Source organism: Alcaligenes sp. YSL9, assembly GCF_030515105.1.
In the GTDB taxonomy this organism is placed as follows: Bacteria; Pseudomonadota; Gammaproteobacteria; order Burkholderiales; family Burkholderiaceae_B; genus Alcaligenes; species Alcaligenes phenolicus.
Genome location: NZ_JALXJU010000003.1, coordinates 48,078 through 65,305 on the forward strand (window position 1 = coordinate 48,078; position 17,228 = coordinate 65,305).

Annotated in this window: 19 protein-coding genes; 13 read left to right on the forward strand and 6 right to left on the reverse strand. The window is 56.3% G+C overall.

Features of this window, described 5'->3' with window-relative positions; translation table 11 throughout:
- Positions 1-47: 47 nt before the first annotated feature.
- Together M2Q46_RS12890 and M2Q46_RS12895 are read right to left on the reverse strand one after the other, a co-directional pair.
- Positions 48-989 (reverse strand): FecR domain-containing protein, encoded by a 942-nt coding sequence (locus M2Q46_RS12890; RefSeq protein ID WP_035269623.1) that lies wholly within the window; start codon positions 987-989, stop codon positions 48-50.
- A gap of 20 nt (positions 990-1,009) precedes the next feature.
- On the reverse strand, positions 1,010-1,510 hold the full coding sequence (locus tag M2Q46_RS12895) for a sigma-70 family RNA polymerase sigma factor (protein ID WP_035269625.1): 501 nt from the start codon (positions 1,508-1,510) through the stop codon (positions 1,010-1,012).
- A 159-nt stretch (positions 1,511-1,669) separates the two neighbouring features.
- Between M2Q46_RS12895 and M2Q46_RS12900 the strand changes: the two genes are divergently transcribed.
- The 4 genes from M2Q46_RS12900 to M2Q46_RS12915 are packed head-to-tail and all read left to right on the forward strand — an operon-like array spanning position 1,670 to position 4,691.
- Positions 1,670-2,329 (forward strand): GntR family transcriptional regulator, encoded by a 660-nt coding sequence (locus M2Q46_RS12900; protein ID WP_009461966.1) that lies wholly within the window; start codon positions 1,670-1,672, stop codon positions 2,327-2,329.
- Between the two features lie 14 nt (positions 2,330-2,343).
- Positions 2,344-3,261, forward strand: coding sequence for a fumarylacetoacetate hydrolase family protein (locus M2Q46_RS12905; RefSeq protein ID WP_083055022.1), 918 nt, complete (start codon positions 2,344-2,346; stop codon positions 3,259-3,261).
- Positions 3,262-3,272: 11 nt separating this feature from the next.
- Positions 3,273-4,247: a tripartite tricarboxylate transporter substrate binding protein gene (locus M2Q46_RS12910; protein ID WP_302357390.1), complete on the forward strand. Its 975-nt coding sequence runs from the start codon at positions 3,273-3,275 to the stop codon at positions 4,245-4,247.
- Between the two features lie 57 nt (positions 4,248-4,304).
- Positions 4,305-4,691 carry a RidA family protein gene (locus M2Q46_RS12915; RefSeq protein ID WP_172400387.1) on the forward strand — a complete coding sequence of 129 codons (387 nt, stop codon included), beginning with the start codon at positions 4,305-4,307 and terminating at the stop codon, positions 4,689-4,691.
- A gap of 40 nt (positions 4,692-4,731) precedes the next feature.
- Here the strand turns inward: M2Q46_RS12915 and M2Q46_RS12920 are convergent, their stop codons facing one another.
- Both M2Q46_RS12920 and M2Q46_RS12925 read right to left on the reverse strand, forming a co-directional pair.
- A complete protein-coding gene (locus tag M2Q46_RS12920; protein ID WP_239054886.1) occupies positions 4,732-5,982 on the reverse strand; it encodes an MFS transporter in 1,251 nt (416 codons plus the stop codon).
- Positions 5,942-6,475, reverse strand: a complete 534-nt coding sequence (locus M2Q46_RS12925) for a Chromate resistance protein ChrB (protein WP_080747983.1) — start codon at positions 6,473-6,475, stop codon at positions 5,942-5,944. Before M2Q46_RS12925 ends, M2Q46_RS12920 begins: the two co-directional genes overlap by 41 nt.
- A gap of 79 nt (positions 6,476-6,554) precedes the next feature.
- Here M2Q46_RS12925 and M2Q46_RS12930 point away from each other — a divergent pair, with 79 nt between their 5' ends.
- The 4 genes from M2Q46_RS12930 (at position 6,555) to M2Q46_RS12945 (ending at position 9,618) form a co-directional block, all read left to right on the forward strand.
- Positions 6,555-7,004, forward strand: coding sequence for a hypothetical protein (locus tag M2Q46_RS12930; protein WP_302357391.1), 450 nt, complete (start codon positions 6,555-6,557; stop codon positions 7,002-7,004).
- Positions 6,997-7,545, forward strand: coding sequence for a bacterioferritin (locus M2Q46_RS12935; protein ID WP_009461955.1), 549 nt, complete (start codon positions 6,997-6,999; stop codon positions 7,543-7,545). The genes M2Q46_RS12930 and M2Q46_RS12935 overlap by 8 nt, the downstream gene beginning before the upstream one ends.
- Positions 7,546-7,728: 183 nt before the next feature.
- Positions 7,729-8,964, forward strand: coding sequence for a multidrug effflux MFS transporter (locus tag M2Q46_RS12940; RefSeq protein ID WP_302357392.1), 1,236 nt, complete (start codon positions 7,729-7,731; stop codon positions 8,962-8,964).
- A gap of 63 nt (positions 8,965-9,027) precedes the next feature.
- Entirely contained in the window at positions 9,028-9,618 is a 591-nt protein-coding gene (locus M2Q46_RS12945; protein ID WP_009461950.1) for a TetR/AcrR family transcriptional regulator, read from the forward strand.
- Here M2Q46_RS12945 and M2Q46_RS12950 read toward each other — a convergent pair whose 3' ends face one another.
- On the reverse strand, positions 9,619-10,326 hold the full coding sequence (locus M2Q46_RS12950; RefSeq protein ID WP_009461948.1) for a GntR family transcriptional regulator: 708 nt from the start codon (positions 10,324-10,326) through the stop codon (positions 9,619-9,621).
- A 100-nt stretch (positions 10,327-10,426) separates the two neighbouring features.
- A complete protein-coding gene (locus tag M2Q46_RS12955) occupies positions 10,427-11,161 on the reverse strand; it encodes a sulfite exporter TauE/SafE family protein (RefSeq protein ID WP_035269638.1) in 735 nt (244 codons plus the stop codon).
- A 169-nt stretch (positions 11,162-11,330) separates the two neighbouring features.
- On the opposite strand from M2Q46_RS12955, the gene M2Q46_RS12960 reads away from it, so the two are divergent.
- The 5 genes from M2Q46_RS12960 (at position 11,331) to M2Q46_RS12980 (ending at position 17,216) form a co-directional block, all read left to right on the forward strand.
- Entirely contained in the window at positions 11,331-12,848 is a 1,518-nt protein-coding gene (locus M2Q46_RS12960) for a hypothetical protein (RefSeq protein WP_009461936.1), read from the forward strand.
- A gap of 5 nt (positions 12,849-12,853) precedes the next feature.
- Entirely contained in the window at positions 12,854-14,326 is a 1,473-nt protein-coding gene (locus M2Q46_RS12965) for a gamma-glutamyltransferase family protein (RefSeq protein ID WP_302357393.1), read from the forward strand.
- A gap of 123 nt (positions 14,327-14,449) precedes the next feature.
- Entirely contained in the window at positions 14,450-15,184 is a 735-nt protein-coding gene (locus M2Q46_RS12970) for a TenA family transcriptional regulator (protein WP_026483533.1), read from the forward strand.
- A 60-nt stretch (positions 15,185-15,244) separates the two neighbouring features.
- Positions 15,245-16,705: an aldehyde dehydrogenase family protein gene (locus tag M2Q46_RS12975; protein WP_302357394.1), complete on the forward strand. Its 1,461-nt coding sequence runs from the start codon at positions 15,245-15,247 to the stop codon at positions 16,703-16,705.
- Positions 16,706-16,736: 31 nt separating this feature from the next.
- Positions 16,737-17,216 (forward strand): heme-binding protein, encoded by a 480-nt coding sequence (locus tag M2Q46_RS12980; RefSeq protein WP_022983673.1) that lies wholly within the window; start codon positions 16,737-16,739, stop codon positions 17,214-17,216.
- The last annotated feature ends 12 nt before the right edge of the window (positions 17,217-17,228 follow it).

The following is a 17,228-nucleotide window of genomic DNA, read 5'->3' on the forward strand; positions in this document are numbered from 1 at the left end:
TCACCCTGTATGCCAAACGAGATTGGAAAAGTGACAATTTTTAGTGCTTAACGTGCAATGATCCGCGTCCAGTACGCCGTGCGGCGTTCTGTTCGAACTGGTAAAACTCGTTCGATAGCACTAAGGCTGCGCTCAATGTCGCTTAAGGGGTAGGCACCAGAGATGCGCAGCGCGCCCACGGCTGGATCACAACTAAGAAAGCCTGGCTGGTAGCGGGCCAGGGCGGCTATCAATTCATCAAGGCGCATATTGTCGGCATAGAGCATGCCATCTAGCCAGGCGTGTTGTTGAGTGGGCATAGCCGTGGGGATGCTGGCTCGGTGCGCGTCCAGTGTGGAGCTCATGCCTGCGGGCACGATCGTGGTCAAGTTAGCGGCCAGCGCAGGTTCCAGCCTGACGCTGCCTTGACTGACATGAATATGGGCTCTGTCTTCGCTCCAGTAAACAGAGAACTGCGTGCCCAACGCCACGATTCGCCCTGCTGGGGTGCTGACCACCAATGATCTGGCTGGCAAGTGAGGATCGGCGTGCGTTGCAATGTGGATTTCTCCCCGGCGCAGCTTGATTTCACGGATTTGATTGTTATAGGAAATGTCGACAGCGCTATCCGTGTTCAGGCTTAGCTGGCTGCCATCTTCAAGTGTAGTCTGCCGGCGCTGGCCAACGGCCGTGCGCTGATCAGCGGTCCATACCTGCAGGGGAAGCTGCTGAATCAATGCCGCACTGGCACCAGCGGTCAGCACAAAGGCAAAAGACTTGAGTACGGTACGTCGGCGTCGAAAGAGCGGTGTGCTTAATGCATGGAAACCAGCGGCCTGATCAAACTGGCCAAATTGCTGATTCAGTAATTCGATACGTTTCCAGGCATGTTGATGCAAGGGGCTGGCGGCGAGCCATGCTTGCCAGGCTTGGTGGTCGGCGGGAGTGCACTCTTCCGCGCTCAAGCGCACAAACCATTCGCTGGCCGTAGCGATGACCTTTTCAGGCAAGTTTCCCGTATCCGGTGGATTCAACACGATGTCAGGCAATGTCGAATAGCCAGGGCTAAGTACTGCCGAACCGAACTGACAGAAACTTGCAGCTGTGCAGCGATCTGTGCGTGTTTCAGCCCCTCTAGCTGCAGCAATAAAAAGGCCTGGCGGGCTTTGGGAGGCAGGCCGTCAAGCAGTCTGTCTATCTCGACCAGTGCTTCCACGGCCAGGGCACGACGCTCCGGGGACGGCGCAGAATCGTCTTGGCGAGCAGCCAGTGCTTGCAGATAGGCACGCTCGATATCTCGTCGACGAAACATATTGACCAGCAGGCCGTGTGCGATGGTAACCAGATAAGCACGAGGTTCGCGAAAGCTGCGAACATCGTCACGGCGCATGAGCACTTTCAGGTAAGTGTCGTGGGTCAGGTCCGCCGCATCCTCCGGGCATCCGGTTTTGCGACGCAGCCAGTCGCACAGCCAAGACTGGTGCTGGCTGTAGAGCCCTTCAAACGAGGCGTCCGGACTGCTTTGGGTCATGATCAGGTGGAAATATACGACAGTTGCTAATAATAACCATTATCAATAATTGATCGCAATGTCCCACACAAACAATGCCTGGTTCGTACAAACACTAATGTGTACCAATATCAATTCTTGTATACAATCTATAAAAAATGAATGCAAAATAGGAAAACAATGACCACGATCAAAACAGCAAGTCACAGCGATGGGGTGTATGAGTCGGTGCGGGCTCACGTTCTTGGCCTGGTGAAAAACATTGATGAGCCCGTGCGGGTTCGGGAAGAAGAACTGGCCAAGATGCTCAATGTCAGCCGCACGCCGGTACGGGAAGCACTGCTGCGTCTGGGGCAGGAAGGTATTTTGACCATGGAGCCTCGGCGCGGTGCCTTGCTCTCGCCCTTGACCAAGCAGGACTACATCGAATGGCTGAAGCTGCGCATTGAACTGGAAGCCTTTGCGGCGCGTGAAGCCGCCTTGAATGCCTCGCAGCGGGATGTCGATGCCTTGCGCGCGCTGTTTGCCCCCTTCAATCAAGACAATGTGGAAGAGCGTGTCAGCGAATATGCGGCAGCCAATGTGGAATTCCACGCGGCCATCATGCGTCTGGCTGCAAACAGCTTGCTGGAGAAGGTATGGAAGTCCTTTGGGCACCGCGACATGCTCAAGACCAAAACCATCGAGCGCCTGAAACGTGCGCACGAGTCTTTGGCCGAGCACCTGGCCATGATCGACGCAATTGAAAAACGGGATGCAGCGCTGGCAGATCGTCTGGCGCGCGAGCACGTTCAAGGGCTGCTGACGCAAACCTTGAACAGTTCCAACAACATCCGATAAGGAGGTTTGCTGTCATGAAGTTACTGACCTTTGTAGCCGCAGGGGAAACGCATTTGGGCGGCATGCTGGACGATGATCGGGTGGTGGATCTGACACAGGCCTGGGGGATGTACGAGCATCCTTTACGTGCTCGGCAGGCTCCCACTGAGGTTATAGACGCTATTTTTATGGGTGATGAGATCCTGATCAGCCTGCAGCTTTTGATGGAGCAGGCAAGCCAGGCCAAGGCTCCCGTCCATGCCGCTTCAGATCTGTGCTTTCTGGCTCCTGTCCCGAATCCGGCCAAAAACATTTTCTGTGTGGGGCGCAATTACCGTGCCCACATCGTGGAAGGCAATCTGGCACGTGGTCGTGCGGCGGATGACTTCCCCAAAGCCCTGGAGTTCTTCAGCAAACCGCCCACCACGGTGGTGGGGCATCAGGCCCTGGTCAGCCGCCATGCGGCTCACACCAAGATGCTGGATTATGAAGTGGAGCTGGGCATTGTGATCGGCAAGGAAGGCCGGGACATTCCAGTTGAAGACGCGCTGGACTATGTCTTTGGCTACACGGTGATCAACGATATTACGGCGCGTGATCTGCAAGCGCTGCATGGTCAGTGGTTCAAGGGCAAGTCACTGGACGGCACCTGCCCGATTGGGCCGGTAGTGGCATTGAAGACCTCCATTGCCGACCCCAACGCGCTGGATCTTGAATTGGAAGTGAATGGCGAACTGCGCCAATCGGCCAATACGTCGGACATGTTGTTCGATGTGCCCAACATCATCGCCCAGTTGTCGGCGGGCATGACCTTGGAGCCAGGGGACATTATTGCAACAGGCACGCCCTCCGGGGTTGGCTTTGCCATGCAGCCTCCACGCTCTTTGGAACCAGGCGATGTCATCAAAGCTCGTATCCCCGCTATAGGCGAGCTGGTCACTACTATTGAGTAAGGTTGACGACTATGCGCTTTAAATTAATCCTGTCAGGCGTGGCTGTATTAAGCGCTTTAACGGCTGTGCCCTCGCTTGCGACGGCACAGGAATATCCCACCAAACCCATCACCATCATTGTTCCGTTCCCCGCGGGCGGCACACTGGATAATCTGACCCGCAGTCTGGCGCAGAAAATGTCGGATGACTTCAAACAGCCTGTCATCATCGACAACAAACCCGGTGCCGGTACGGTGATTGGTACGGAAATCGTGGCCCGCGCCGCGCCGGATGGCTACACCCTGGGGATGGTGGCGAACAGTTTTGCCATCAATCCCAGCCTGTACGACAAGCTGCGTTACGACACGGTGAAGGACTTTACGCCGGTTAGCTGGGTGGCCTACACACCGCACCTGCTGGTGGTGAATCCGGATGTGCCGGTCAAGAGCCTGGCGGATGTCATTGCTACAGCGAAATCCAAACCGGGCGAGCTGTCCTTTGCGTCCTTTGGTGCAGGTACATCGCCGCATATTGCCATTGAACGCTTGAAAGCAGAAGCCAAGATTGATGTGCTGCATATTCCGTACAAAGGCCAGGCTCCAGCGTTGAACGATTTGCTGGGCGGTCATGTAGACATGATGTTTGCTAACACGCCTGATGTTTTGCCCCACGTGAAATCCGGCAAGCTGCGTGCAATTGCTTTGGCGAACGATACTCGTCTGGAATCTATCCCCGACGTGCCTACTTTCAAAGAAGCAGGCGTGGACAATATGAACTCCAACTCCTGGTATGGCGTGATAGTGCCTTCTGGTACCCCAGCACCGATTGTGGAGAAGCTCAGTGCTGAATTTGTCCGTATTGTGAACCTGCCCGAAATTCGCGAACGCTTGTTGGCCCAAGGACTGGAACCTGCGGGTACGACGTCGGCCGAGTTTGCCGAGTATCTGAAGTCTGAAATGGAAATGGCCGCCAAAGTGGTAAAAGCCTCCGGCGCCAGCGTGCAGTAAACCCTTAACGAATACGAAAGAGCCCAGAGAGCTCAAGCTACTAATCAGGAGATGAATATGATCAAAGAAATTATCCGTTCCGACAAAGTGACTCCCCCTCGTGCCCCCTTGTCGCCTGCTGTGCGATCCAATGGCTTTGTGTTTGTGTCGGGCCAGCCAGGTTTTTTTGATGATCGCCAGATCGCTGAAAACGACTTCGACGCACAGATGCACCAGGTCATGGCCAATGTGAAAGCGCTGCTGGAAGAGGCGGGCTCCACCCTGGACCATATCGTCAAAGCCAATGTGATTCTGAAGAACGCTGGTGACTTTGCTCGCATGAACGAGATCTATCGCACTTACTTCAAGGACGGCGAATACCCGGCCCGCACCACGATTGCGGCGGATATGGGGAACCCCTTGTTCCTGCTGGAAATTGAATGCATCGCCGCCGTCGCGGAATGATGAAATGAAAAAAGGCCGACATGAAGTCGGCCTTTTTGTTTCAGAACGCTCCTTGAGCGGAACGTCGCAAGGTAATCAAACCTAGGCCAGTTAAAACCGCAAAGATTGCACCAGCGGCAAAGGTGCCTTGGAAACCTATGGTGTCCCAGAGCACGCCGGCAATGACGCTGGCCAGCAGCAGAGCGATACCGGTTAGCAGGTGGAACATGCCAAAGGCGGTGCCGCGCAGTTCGGCGGGGGCGCTGTCAGCGATCAAGACGTTGAACAGGCCCTGGGTAAAGCCCATATGCAGGCCCCACAAGGCAACGCCCAGACCCAGACCCAGCAAGCCGGGCACGAAAGCCAGGATCAGGTCCGCTGCAATCAGCAGGGCCACACCGATCAGGAGCAGGTCAGTTTTACGCATACGATCTGACAGCACACCGGCAGGGTAGGCGGACAGGGAAAAAGCCACGCTCATGACGACCAGCACGGCAGGGGCCCACATGGGCGGCAGTCCGCTGGATTCACCGCGCAAGATCAGAAAGGCTTCGCTGAAACGGGCCAGGGTAAAAGCCAGGCCAATTGCGACAACCCACCAGTAGCGGGAACCCAGGCGGCCCAGGTCTTCCCGGTTCAGAGGCAGTTTGCGGGGGCGGGTGGTGGCCGGGATTTTCGGTTCGCGTACAAAGAACACCAGAACGGCGATGGCCGCAAAGGCAGGCAGCACGGCAACCCAGAAGATCAACTGATAGTTGTTTGCTGTCCACCACATCAGGGCGATGGCCAGCAGGGGCCCTACAAAGGCGCCAATGGTATCCAGCGTTTGCCGCAAGCCGTAGGCGGCACCTCGCATTTCCGGCGGGGTGACATCGGCGACCAAAGCATCACGCGGCGCACCGCGTATGCCTTTGCCGATGCGGTCTACAAAGCGGGCACCGACCAGCCAGTCCAGCGAGTTCGCCAGTGGAAAAATGGGTTTGGTCAGGGCGGCCAGGCCATAGCCAATTACTGCCAGCAGTTTGCGCTTTCCAAAACGGTCGCTGACCGCTCCGGAAAACACTTTCATGATGGAGGCGGTGGCCTCGGCAATGCCTTCAATAAAACCGACCGCCAGTACCGATGTACCCATGACGGTGACCATATAAATGGGCAGCAGGGCGTGGATCAGCTCCGAGGAAATATCCATGAACATGGACACAAAGCCCAGTGCCCAGACGCTGCGGTGGATTTTGGCACGGGAGGCGTCGGCCGTCGGGGTAAGCGCGGGATTAGCGGTTTTCTTCATGAGCGTCATAGACCATTTGGGCATACGCATCCAGCCGTGCCTTGCACTCTTGCAGGCGCTCTTGAGCAACCTGTGCCAGGGGGGCGCCATAAAAATCCAGTTTCTGGATTTTCTCGTACCAGTTTTCCAGCTTCTTCAGATCGGTTTCTTCTTCATCCAGTTCGGCGTAGGTGAATTTCTGAATCGAAATTTCCTTGTCGATTTCGGCCTCGAAGTCTTTGCAACGGCCCAGCAGCTCCTGGTATTGCTCGTTGCGGTCGTCCGTAAAACGGGCGATGACTTTGTCCTCTTGTGCCTTGTCCAGAGCAATGGTCTCCAGCAAGACGCATTCACCTTCCATGGTCGTGATGTCGTTTTCCAGCACCTTCAGACGGCGCACATGCTCGTCGGTTTTAGGCAGAACACATACCCCGTTTTGCAGATACACCGCACCCAGCGCTTTCAGGCGCCGCCATAAGGCCAGCCGTTTTGCACTGGGTTCAGAGGGGACCTTATAGGTAAGAAGCAGCCAGCTCATTGAAGTCATGATCGTGGATTTAAAGTAACGATCGTTTCATATTAATCGAACTATATGATTCTGAAAAGAAGAACTGAAAATGTCGTTCGAAACCGAGGGTATGTATCCAAGTGTTTGGTCTTGTATCCCGGCTTGTACAGAATCAGGCCATTTTCGGGTCGCGATTGCCGGTAACAATTTCTTCCCCCAAGCCGCATGTGTCATGAGTTCTGGCGACTTTCACTTAAGGGATTTCCCGGTTTTCTATCCGAAAACAGCCACCTTCCAAGGAAGGAAAACAGCCGTTTTGCGCTTTCCAAGCCAAGGAGCAATCGCTACCATGACAACACCTATCCACTTTGTTCAGTTTCTTGCACGACCGGTCTCAACCACAAGCAGCGTGCAGACTTCAAGCCCAGGTTTAGGTAAAGCGCTTGTCCTTGGACAAGCTCTTGTTGGTTATGGAGTCAGTGTGTTCGTTTCCGGTTGTTGCGCGATACAGCGCCGCACTTTCGCGGTGGGAATCAATACGGAGGAATGCAATGAGTAAGCAGAAAGCAGTCCAAGCAAGCCAAGGTCCAATCGATGTTGCCGCTATCCGTGCAGCTGCCAAGAAGTTTGTGGACGACGGGGCGGTGGCATCCGGCTACAAGGGTAATCGTGAAGAAATCATTCAGATGCTCAATGAGGCCCTGGCCACCGAGCTGGTCTGTGTGATGCGCTACAAGCGCCACTACTTCACCGCTACCGGCTTGAACAATGAGCCTATCAAAGCCGAGTTTCTGGAACATGCCCAGCAAGAAGCCGAGCATGCCGACCGCATTGCCGAACGTATTGTGCAACTGAACGGCGAGCCGGATTTCAACCCGGCCAATCTGGTCCAGCGTAGCCATGCAGAGTACGACGATAGCGACGATATCAAATCCATGATTCGCGCCAACCTGATTGCCGAGCGTATTGCGATCGAGTCCTATCGTCAGATGATCGAGCGCATTGGCGACACCGACCCGACCACTCGCCAGATGCTGGTTGAAATCATGGCGGTGGAAGAAGAGCACGCCGACGATATGGGCGATCTGCTGGATATCTAAGTAAGTTGCGCAGGTGCTCACCAAAACCCCGGTATTTTCCGGGGTTTTTTTCTGCCTGAATTCTGAAAAGGAGTACAGTAGCGGCTTTCCTACCTATCGGTAGGTAGTTTTGATTGACGTCGCTATATACGGGGGTGTGAGCGTGTTTGAATTTCTGTTCTTCCGCACTGTAGAGGGTGTGACATGAGCGAGCTGTCACGTGCCAGAAGCCTGGCCTGGCCCTTGATCTTGTTGCTGGCCTTGTTGACGGCATTGGATGCCATGGCCATTGATATGTATTTGCCGGGCATGCCTGCTATCGCGCAGGAGCTGGGGGCTTCCCCCGGCCGGATTCAGCAAACCTTGTCGGTGTTTCTGGCAGGCCTGGCCTTGGGCCAAGGTATTTACGGCCCTTTGCTGGATCGCTTCGGGCGTCGAGTGCCCTTGCTGCTGGGCGTGGTTATTTTTGTGGTGGGCTCGGTTTTTGGCGCTTTGGCAACATCGGTTGAAGCCTTGTTGGCGGCGCGTTTTATCCAGGCGTTAGGCGCCGCAGCGGGCTTGGTCACACCGCGTGCCATTGTGGCGGACTTGTGCGATGTAAAAGAGTCGGCAAGCATCTTTTCCCTGCTGATGCAGGTGATGATGATTGCACCGATTGTGGCCCCCATTCTGGGTGCCTACCTGTTGAGCCATGCAGACTGGCGTGCCATTTTCTGGATGCTGGCGGCATTAGGGACGATAGGGCTGCTCTGGGGACTTAAAGCCATACCGGATTCGCTGCCCGTGAGCCAGCGTGTGCCTTTGAACCCCGGTCATATTGTTCGCGCCTACGGTCGCGAGCTGGGTAACAAGGCTTTCATGGCATATACCGGCTCCGGTGGTTTCGCACTGGCAGCCTTGTTTGTCTACATCAGCGGCTCGGCTTTTGTGTTCACGCAGCATTTTTCCTTGTCGCCGGCCGTATTCAGCTATGTGTTTGCCGGTAACTCGGTGGCGCTGGTTTTGGGTGGGGTCGTCAGCAATTATTTGTTGAAGGCCGGGATGCCCACCTCTCGCGTGCTGGCTTTGGGACTGATTGTCCATACGGCCTCGGCTCTGCTCCTGTATGTGGTGGTGCAAGCTGATGTGGCGGGCCTGATTCTGTATGCCGCCTTGATTGCTGTTTCGGTGGGCTCTTTAGGCATGGTGTTTGGCAACGTGACGGCCTTGACCATGGATGTGGCTGGCCCACAGGCTGGGACGGCTGCAGCCTTGATGGGCATGTTCCATTACCTGATTTCGGCGGTGGTGGGCTATATCGTCAGTCTGGCTGTGCCTGGGCCGCAGGTTTTGCCTGTGGCAATTGGTGGCTGCGGTCTGTTGGCTATTGTTCTGTATGTTCTGGCTGGCCGTTGCCGCACGGTGACCCGATCAGTCAGTGAGCTGGGGGTTGTAAAATAGGCAGTTGCTGCGGGCCGCGAAAGCGGCCCTGATCATTGGCCTTTGACTGAGAGCTGTTGGACTGTGAGCAAAACCACGACTGAAAAACTGCAGGATGCCGCGTTGGCGCGCTTTGCTGTTCAGGGCTTCGATGCCACCACCATGAACGAGATTGCCGCTGATGTCGGCATCAAGAAGCCCTCGGTCTACGCCCATTTCCGCAACAAGGACGAGCTGTTTCTGAACCTGATTCCGAAGATTGTGGAAGATGAGCTGAACCACGCCCGTCAAGTTCTGCAGGGAGGCGATGACATCAAGGAGCAGTTGCGAGCGTACCTGGAAGGGATACAGGAGCGCTTTGAGCAATCACATCAAGTGCGTTTCTGGATTCGCACCTTGTTTGCGCCGCCTGTGCATTTGTACGATGTGGTGATGCAGCCCATGCATGTGTTCATGGACGATCTGGAACGCATCATCCATCAAGCCTTGGCACAGTCCGCTTTGGCCAAATCGGAAACAGGTTTGAGCGTGGAGACCCTGGCCATGACGTACATGGCCTTGATCGACAGTCTGCAAAGCGAGCTTCTGTTTGGTGGTGCGCACAAATACCAGCGGCGTCTGGCATCGGTCTGGAGGGTATTTGAGGCGGCCTTGAGAGCAGGCCGCCCGGCCTGATCAGGTTTTCTCGCCGTTCTGGGCGTCCTGATAGGCTTTGGCTGCATTGTGCACGTGTTGGGTGGCCAGCAGGTTGGCCAGATCACCATTACCGGCCACAACCGCATTGAGGATCTGGGAGTGATCTTCCCAGTTTTGGCGGATGCGCTGCAAATTGCTGGGCGCAAATAACAGGGCGGTGCGGTCACGCAGGGAGCGCATGAGCTCGGTCAGAACAATATTGCCCGACATGGTGGCCAGGGTTTCATGAAACTGGCGGTTCAGGGATTTGAGCAAATCCAGATTGCCGGCATCCATGGCTTCATGGCCCTGGCTCAGAATGGTTTGCAGCTTTTCGATATTGGCTGGGTCCCGGCGTTGGGCGGCCAGTTTTGCATTCAATCCTTCGAGCGTGGCGCGCACTTCAGCCATGTTGTAGGCAATCTCGGTCGACAGGATAGCCACTGAGGCCCCACGTCGTGGTTCGATCGTGACCAGACCTTCGGAGGCCAGCTCGCGCAGGGCTTCCCGTACCGGAATACGCGAGACGCCCAGTTCGCTAGCCAATTTACCTTCTACAAGGCGATCCCCCGGATGAAATTCTCCGCTCAAGATGCGCTCGCGCAATTGGTCACGGATAACCGCAAACAATGACGCATGTTGATCGCCCAAGCGACGGCTTTCCGCGCCGGAAAGGGTGTTGGGAAGGCTGAAACTGGGGATATTCATGGTGCGACCTGTGCAATTGGGCAAAAGGGCCAGCCACGATTATACGGTGTGAGCGCATTTTTCTGAATATGGTATACAGTTTGTGGCCTAAGCATCCTCATCACACGCTGCGGGCGATCAAGACCACGGCGCTTAGCGAACAAATCCCCAATAGCAGTCTACGCATTAGCGGCATGCTGACTTTATGACGCCATCGTCCTGATAAGGCGAAGCCCAGCAGCATGAAGGGGTAGAGCACAATGCTGAGCATTGCCTGTTGCCAGGAGAACAGGCCAGCCACCATAAGCAGGATCAAGGACAGGCTTGCCCCTAAAAACAGAATAAGACCCAATGAGGCGCGTAGCTGTGCAGGAGCCAGATTTTGCATGGCAATTGCCAGAGCGGGAGCGCCTACCGAGGTCAGGGTTCCCATGATGCCCGAGGCAATGCCCGCCAGGATCATGTTTCGTTTGGAAGGCAGGATGCGCAAGCCCCAGGCACTCAGTGCGACTGCGGCCAGAATGGCCAGGGCAAAACCCAGATTCACCGCCTCTATGGGTAGTTGTGTCATGGCCAGTATGGCAATGATCGATCCGGTGGCACGGCCACCCAGTGCACAGACAACCACATCGGGCACGATATGTTGACGCTCTCGCAAGGCCGCCAGCAAAGAGACGCTGCCACCCAAGGCCAGTAGAGGGCCTGGAACCAACTGCGGAAATATCAAGGCGGCAATCGGCGCGACCAGCATTGCAAACCCAACTCCGCCAACGCCTTGCAAAAAGGCGGCCAACACAACCAGCAAGGCCATGAGCAGCCAGGAGAGCGGGTCCACCAGATCAATCAAAGCCGCCATAGTTTCCTCTTCATTTGTATAAGGTATTCAATCTAAGTGTTTCAAACATAAAACTCTTAGAGTTTTCCCCAGTTTTTGATAGTTTTTTCTGATTCGAAATCACAATTGAAGATAGTATACCGTTTCAGATGTGCTCGATATTCAGAAAAAAGAGAAGGAAGGGGGATACATGCAAAGCGACGTGGTGCTCAGTGCGGCGCACTGGGCTTATTTGATCAGCGTTCTGGTCATCATTATTACGATGATTTTCCGGGCCAATGTGGTGGTGCCATCGGTTATTGGCACCTTGGCGGTCGTCACCGCCATGACTGGCAGCCCTATCCAAGGCTTCATCAGTATTTTTTCAGCCAGCTTTGTGGCGGCCCAGGAACTGTTCAATATTTTCCTGGTAATCACGTTCATGACTGCCCTGCTGAACTCGTTAAAGAGGCTGGAGGCCGATGTGAAGATGGTGGCTCCCTTCCGCAAGGTCATGGTCAATAGTGCCTCGTCCTTTCTGATGATTGCGGCGGCTACCTACTTTATTTCCCTGTTCTTCTGGCCCACACCCGCTGTACCTCTGGTGTCGGCCATTTTGCTGCCGGCGGCGATTGCGGCTGGCTTGCCTCCCCTGGTCGGGGCGATGGCTATCGCCATCTGTGGGCAGGGCATGGCGCTGTCGTCCGACTACATCATTGGCGTTGCTCCTGGCATCAGCGCCAAGGCAGCCGGCGTCGGAGCCGATGTTGCCGTGCTGGCGGATCGTGCGCTGGTGCTTTCCTGGATTACCGGTGGCGTTGCGTTGACGTTGACATTTTTGCTGATGCGCCGCTATTTCAAACCGGCAGATAGCCGTTTGCTGGATGCCTGGATGCGCCAGGCGCCGGATAGCACCCTGGATGAAGTGGAATCCCAAGGCACGTATGACAAGGCCGAGATTGCTCGTGGCACGGCGGGTAATGAGCACACGGTGCATCCCGGCCTGAGCCCCAAGGAAGAGCGCTATTCGCGCATTCTGGCCTGGATTACGCCACTGGCGTTTCTGGCGGTGATTGGCATCATGCTGTTGCCCCGCTTTATCCCGTCCTTGCCTGTCCTGCGGGGTGGCGACGCCGCCGGTTTGGTAGGGGGCGTGGCCTTTGTGTTGATGATGATTGCCACCTGTATGGCAGAAGGGCCGCGCCGCATGCTGGACACCTGCCCGGATCATATGACCGATGGTTTTGTATTCGCCTTTCGTGCCATGGGTTCGGTGCTGCCCATTGCCGGTTTCTTCTTCCTGGGCGCCAGTGAAGCAACGTCTGCCATTTTGGGCACCCCACTGGAACAAACACCCAGTCTGCTGTTCGAGCTGATCTCGGCGGGGCAGCATCTGATTCCGGACAATCATTTTCTGGTGGCTTTTGGTGTTCTGTTGGTGGGCATGATCTCGGGCATTGATGGCTCGGGCTTCTCGGGCCTGCCATTGACAGGGACCCTGGCCTCGGCCTTGAGCCCGGTATCCGGGCTGGAGGTTGAAACTCTGGCTGCGGTAGGACAGATCGGTGCTATCTGGACTGGCGGTGGCACTTTGATTGCCTGGTCTTCATTGATTGCCGTGGCGGGCTTTGCCCGAGTGCATGTGCTGGATCTGGTGCGAGCCCTGACGGTTCCTGTGCTGGCGGGGATGGCCCTGTCAACAATTTGCGCTGTGCTGGTGTTCGGATGAGCGATATGAGTACGACAGCCTATTGCGCCGGTGAAAAACAGGGCTTGGGGAAACATTGGGCCGTTGCTGCCGGGCACCCCTTGGCGGTTCGGGCCGCGCAGGCCATGCTGGAACTCAAGGGTAGTGCAGTGGATGCGGCTATTGCTGCCGATGCTGTCATGGGGGTTGTCGAACCTATGGCGACAGGCATTGGTGGCGATCTGTTGGCCATGATTGCATCGCCCGACAGTATGCCAGTGGCTTATAACGGCAGCGGAGCGGCGCCCCTGCTGTTGAAGGCTGAGCATGTTCAGGCTTTGCCTGGGGGACGGATTCCGGAGCGTCATGTGTTGTCCATTACCACGCCTGGCCTGGTGCGAGGGTGGTGGGATATGCACCAGCGCTATGGCCGTCTGGACTGGGCCTGCTTGTTTCAGCCTGCCATTCAGGCAGCGCGGAAAGGGTTTGCGGTAGCGCCGGTGGCGGCGCGTGAATGGCAGATCTTTGATTTTGTACTGCACCGCGATCCCGTGTGTGCCGCCCTTTATAGGGCGGGCAAGCCGCCCAAAGCAGGGGAGCAGTACCGGAATCCTGAGCTGGCGGCTGTCTTGCAGGACATCGCCACGCAAGGCCCCGATGCCTTCTATCTGGGGCGTCCCGCGCAGCAGGCAGAGCAGGCAATGGAGCAGGTACAGGGGCTGTTGAGGGCTGAGGACTTTCGCCGCCATAACGGGTTTTTTTGCGAGCCTGTCAGCGCATCGCTGGGAGAGTTCAGTCTTTATGAATGTCCCCCCAACACGCATGGGGTGGCAGTCCTGGACGCCGTGCAACGCGCCTGGAAACGCCCTGTTGACCAGGATGCGGCGGAGCTGGAACTGGTCAAGGCGACCGAAGCGGCGATGGTTCAGGCTTCACGGGTCGTGTGTGATCCGGCAGGCAATACGGTCTGCACGGTTGTGGTCGATGCAGACGGGTTGGCGGTTACGTTCATGTCCAGCATTTTTAAACGATTCGGCTCTGCGTATGCCGTACCCGGCTGTGGATTTGTGCTGCAAAACCGGGGTTTCGGTTTCTCCGAGCCTGGGCATGTGAATGGCCCTGGGCCGGGAAAACGCCCTTATCACACGGTTGTTCCGTCTTTGGCCTTGAAGTCGGGTCAGTTCCATATGGGGTTGGGTGTGGTGGGTGGTTTGATGCAACCCCAAGGCCAGATACAGATATGGACTCGTGTTCTGCGTGATGGCTGGCCTTTGGAGAAAGCCTTGTTTGCACCGCGTTGGCGTTTGGAGGGGGCGGGGCGGTTGGCCCTGGAAGACGGCTTTGATGCAAGTCGGGCGGCCTTCCTGCGTGAATACGGGTATGTGTCACCCGATAAAGGCGTAGGCGAACTGGCTGGCCGCAGCGACTTTGGCGGGGCTCAGGCGGTTGAGCGCTTGGCAGACGGCCGTTTGCAGGCTGTTTCTGACCCTCGTAAGGATGGTTGCGTGGCGCTGGCCTGATAATCGGGCAGGGTTATTCCCTACTTTCTAAAATAGTAGACGGTATACAATATACTTAAATAGTCCAAACCTCATCTTTCGTCGGCTGCTGTCAGGGCGACGTCTTTCAACAAGGAAACAGTCATGGAAAAACTGCTGAATCGCGATGAATTTCGCACCGCATTGGAAACCGCCATTAAAGGGAAAAGTGCCAATACTTCCCCTTTCAGCATTGCCTGGGCCAGCGGCAAATTAAGCCGTGAGCATCTGGCTCGCTGGGCTGAAAACCACTACCACTATGTCGGCCCTTTTGCTGATTACCTGGGCTATCTGTATGCCCGCACCCCCGCCGAATACGTAGAAGCCAAAGACTTCTTGCTGGCCAATATGTATGAAGAGGAAATTGGGGGCGACCGTCACACAGACCTGCTGATCCGCTTTGGCGAAGCGTGTGGCACGACACGGGCTCGGATCGAAGATCCTGACAATATGAATGCCACCACCCGCGCCTTGCAGGCCTGGTGTTACGCCATTGCCATGCGTGAAGACCCCGTTGTTGCCGTTGCAGGGCTAGTCGTGGGTCTGGAGTCTCAGGTGCCCTCCATTTACCGCAAGCAGACACCGACCCTGCGTGAAAAATACGGCTTCACCGATGAAGAAGTGGAGTTTTTCGATCTGCATATCGTGTCCGACGAGATTCATGGCGAGCGCGGCTACCAGATCGTTCTTGAGCACGCCAATACCGTAGAGCTGCAACAGCGTTGCCTGCGCATCTGCGAAATTGGTGCCGAGATGCGCCTACTGTATACCACCGCCCTGTACAACGATTACGTCAAAGACGAAATCAGCCTGCAAGAACTGCAGCTGGAAGCAGCCTGAGCCAGACAGCCGAGCGGGCAGATGGGCTGCCCGCCGACCTAGAAACAAGGAAGTACAGCGGTGGACAATCTCAAGGACGTCGTTTTCGACAATTACATTGATGGGCAGTGGCTGCCCAGCCAGAGCGGGCGTACGCAGCCCAATCTGAATCCGGCCGATCGTGACGATGTAGTGGGGGCTTTCCCACTGTCCACGGCTGAGGACGCAAAGGCAGCCGTTGCTGCTGCTCAGGCTGCCTTTGCAGGATGGCGAGCCACGCCCATCTCCGCTCGAGCTCGTGTGCTGAATGCGGCGGCAGCCTGGCTTGATGCCAATGTGGACCGTATCGCTCAGGGCCTGACGCGGGAAGAGGGCAAAACGCTGGCGCAAAGCAAGATGGAAGTCGGGCGCTCGGCCCAGACCTTGCGTTTTTATGCGGTTGAAGGCCAGACCTATACCGGCGAGACCTTCCCCCAGGATGATGCGCAGCAACTGGTGTACACCCAGCGTGAACCATTGGGCGTGGTGTCCGTGATTGCGCCCTGGAATTTCCCTATCTCCATCCCGGCACGCAAAATTGCCCCCGCCTTGATCACCGGTAATACCGTCGTGTTCAAGCCTTCATCCGACACACCTTTGACGGGCTATTACCTGTGCGAAGCCTTTGCGCAAGCCGGGATTCCGGCGGGTGTGCTGAATCTGGTGCATGGCAGGGCCAGTGAAGTGGGGCCCACGCTGGTGCAATCTCCTCAGGTACGCGCTATTTCGTTTACTGGCTCGACCCAGGCGGGTGAAGACATTTGTCGTCAGGCCCGCATGAGTACCCGGACCCAGATGGAACTGGGTGGCAAAAATCCCTTGATTGTCATGGAAGACGCCGACCTGGATCTGGCCGTCAAACTGGTGGTTCAAGGCGGATTCTCCTTGAGCGGCCAGGCCTGCACGGGAACCAGCCGTGTGCTGGTGCATCGTCAGGTCAAAGAAGAATTCACGCGGCGCCTGGTAGAGAAAGTCAGCGCTTTGAGCGTGGGTAATGGTTTGAATGGCAACCCCGATCTGGGCCCGATTGCCACCGAAAGTCAGTTGGAAAGCATTCTGGAATATGTGGCCATCGGCAAGCAGGAAGCCACCCATTTACTGGGCGGCGAACGCTTGACTGACGGTGACTACGCACGGGGCCTGTTCATGCGCCCGGCTTTGTTTACGGACGTGACCCAGCAGATGCGTATTGCCCGCGAAGAGATTTTTGGTCCGGTGATTGCCTTGCTGGAAATCAATTCCTACGAGCAGGCACTGGCCATGGCCAATGACACCGAATACGGCTTGTCTGCCGCCATTGTGACGCGCAGTGCTGAATATGCGCATCGCTTCGCCAATGACATTGAGGCCGGGACGGTCAAGATCAATCGCACCACAACCGGCAACTTGATCAATGCTCCCTTTGGTGGACTGAAACAGTCCAGCACCTCCACCTTCCGCGAGTCGGGCCGGGCGGGCCTGGAGTTCTATACCCAGATCAAGACCGTGTATCGCGGTATCTGAATTTTATTAACCCGAAATACTGAGAAGACATATGAAAAAGATCCTACGTCTCGAACAGCGCGAAGCGCGCTTGATGGTGGACGCGGCGATTGCCAAATCCAAGGAGATTGGCGTGCTGGAGACCGTTTGCGTGGTTGACGAAGGGGGCTACCCCATCGTGATGGAGCGCATGGATGGGGCACGTATTACCGGCGCCCAGATTGCCTGGAACAAGGCGTTTACCGCTGCAGGCCACAAGCGCTCCACCCATTTGTTCACCACGCCGCCTAATGGCCCCGCCTTGCCGGGTAACGAAGCCTTCGGGATTCAGTTGAGCTTTGAAGGTCGCTTTGCTGCTTTTGTAGGCGGCTACCCCATCGTGGTCAACGGCGAAGTCATTGGTGGCATAGGCCTGAGCGGTGGTAACGGCGAGCAGGACACGGCAGCCGGTGTTGCTGGCTTGCAGGCCTTGGCCGAGGCTTTGAAGGCAGAGGGTCTGGACGTGCTGGTTCAGGCGGACATCAAGAAATAGTGGCATCAGGAG

Coding starts and splice junctions, on each gene's coding strand:
- M2Q46_RS12925 (WP_080747983.1), bottom strand. CDS start 6,475: ATGAGCTGGCTGCTTCTTACCTATAAGGTCCCCTCTGAACCCAGTGCA.
- M2Q46_RS12970 (WP_026483533.1), top strand. CDS start 14,450: ATGGAAAAACTGCTGAATCGCGATGAATTTCGCACCGCATTGGAAACC.
- M2Q46_RS12955 (WP_035269638.1), bottom strand. CDS start 11,161: ATGGCGGCTTTGATTGATCTGGTGGACCCGCTCTCCTGGCTGCTCATG.
- M2Q46_RS12895 (WP_035269625.1), bottom strand. CDS start 1,510: ATGACCCAAAGCAGTCCGGACGCCTCGTTTGAAGGGCTCTACAGCCAG.
- M2Q46_RS12930 (WP_302357391.1), top strand. CDS start 6,555: ATGTCGTTCGAAACCGAGGGTATGTATCCAAGTGTTTGGTCTTGTATC.
- M2Q46_RS12950 (WP_009461948.1), bottom strand. CDS start 10,326: ATGAATATCCCCAGTTTCAGCCTTCCCAACACCCTTTCCGGCGCGGAA.
- M2Q46_RS12915 (WP_172400387.1), top strand. CDS start 4,305: ATGATCAAAGAAATTATCCGTTCCGACAAAGTGACTCCCCCTCGTGCC.
- M2Q46_RS12935 (WP_009461955.1), top strand. CDS start 6,997: ATGAGTAAGCAGAAAGCAGTCCAAGCAAGCCAAGGTCCAATCGATGTT.
- M2Q46_RS12980 (WP_022983673.1), top strand. CDS start 16,737: ATGAAAAAGATCCTACGTCTCGAACAGCGCGAAGCGCGCTTGATGGTG.
- M2Q46_RS12960 (WP_009461936.1), top strand. CDS start 11,331: ATGCAAAGCGACGTGGTGCTCAGTGCGGCGCACTGGGCTTATTTGATC.
- M2Q46_RS12900 (WP_009461966.1), top strand. CDS start 1,670: ATGACCACGATCAAAACAGCAAGTCACAGCGATGGGGTGTATGAGTCG.
- M2Q46_RS12940 (WP_302357392.1), top strand. CDS start 7,729: ATGAGCGAGCTGTCACGTGCCAGAAGCCTGGCCTGGCCCTTGATCTTG.
- M2Q46_RS12965 (WP_302357393.1), top strand. CDS start 12,854: ATGAGTACGACAGCCTATTGCGCCGGTGAAAAACAGGGCTTGGGGAAA.
- M2Q46_RS12920 (WP_239054886.1), bottom strand. CDS start 5,982: ATGCCCAAATGGTCTATGACGCTCATGAAGAAAACCGCTAATCCCGCG.
- M2Q46_RS12910 (WP_302357390.1), top strand. CDS start 3,273: ATGCGCTTTAAATTAATCCTGTCAGGCGTGGCTGTATTAAGCGCTTTA.
- M2Q46_RS12905 (WP_083055022.1), top strand. CDS start 2,344: ATGAAGTTACTGACCTTTGTAGCCGCAGGGGAAACGCATTTGGGCGGC.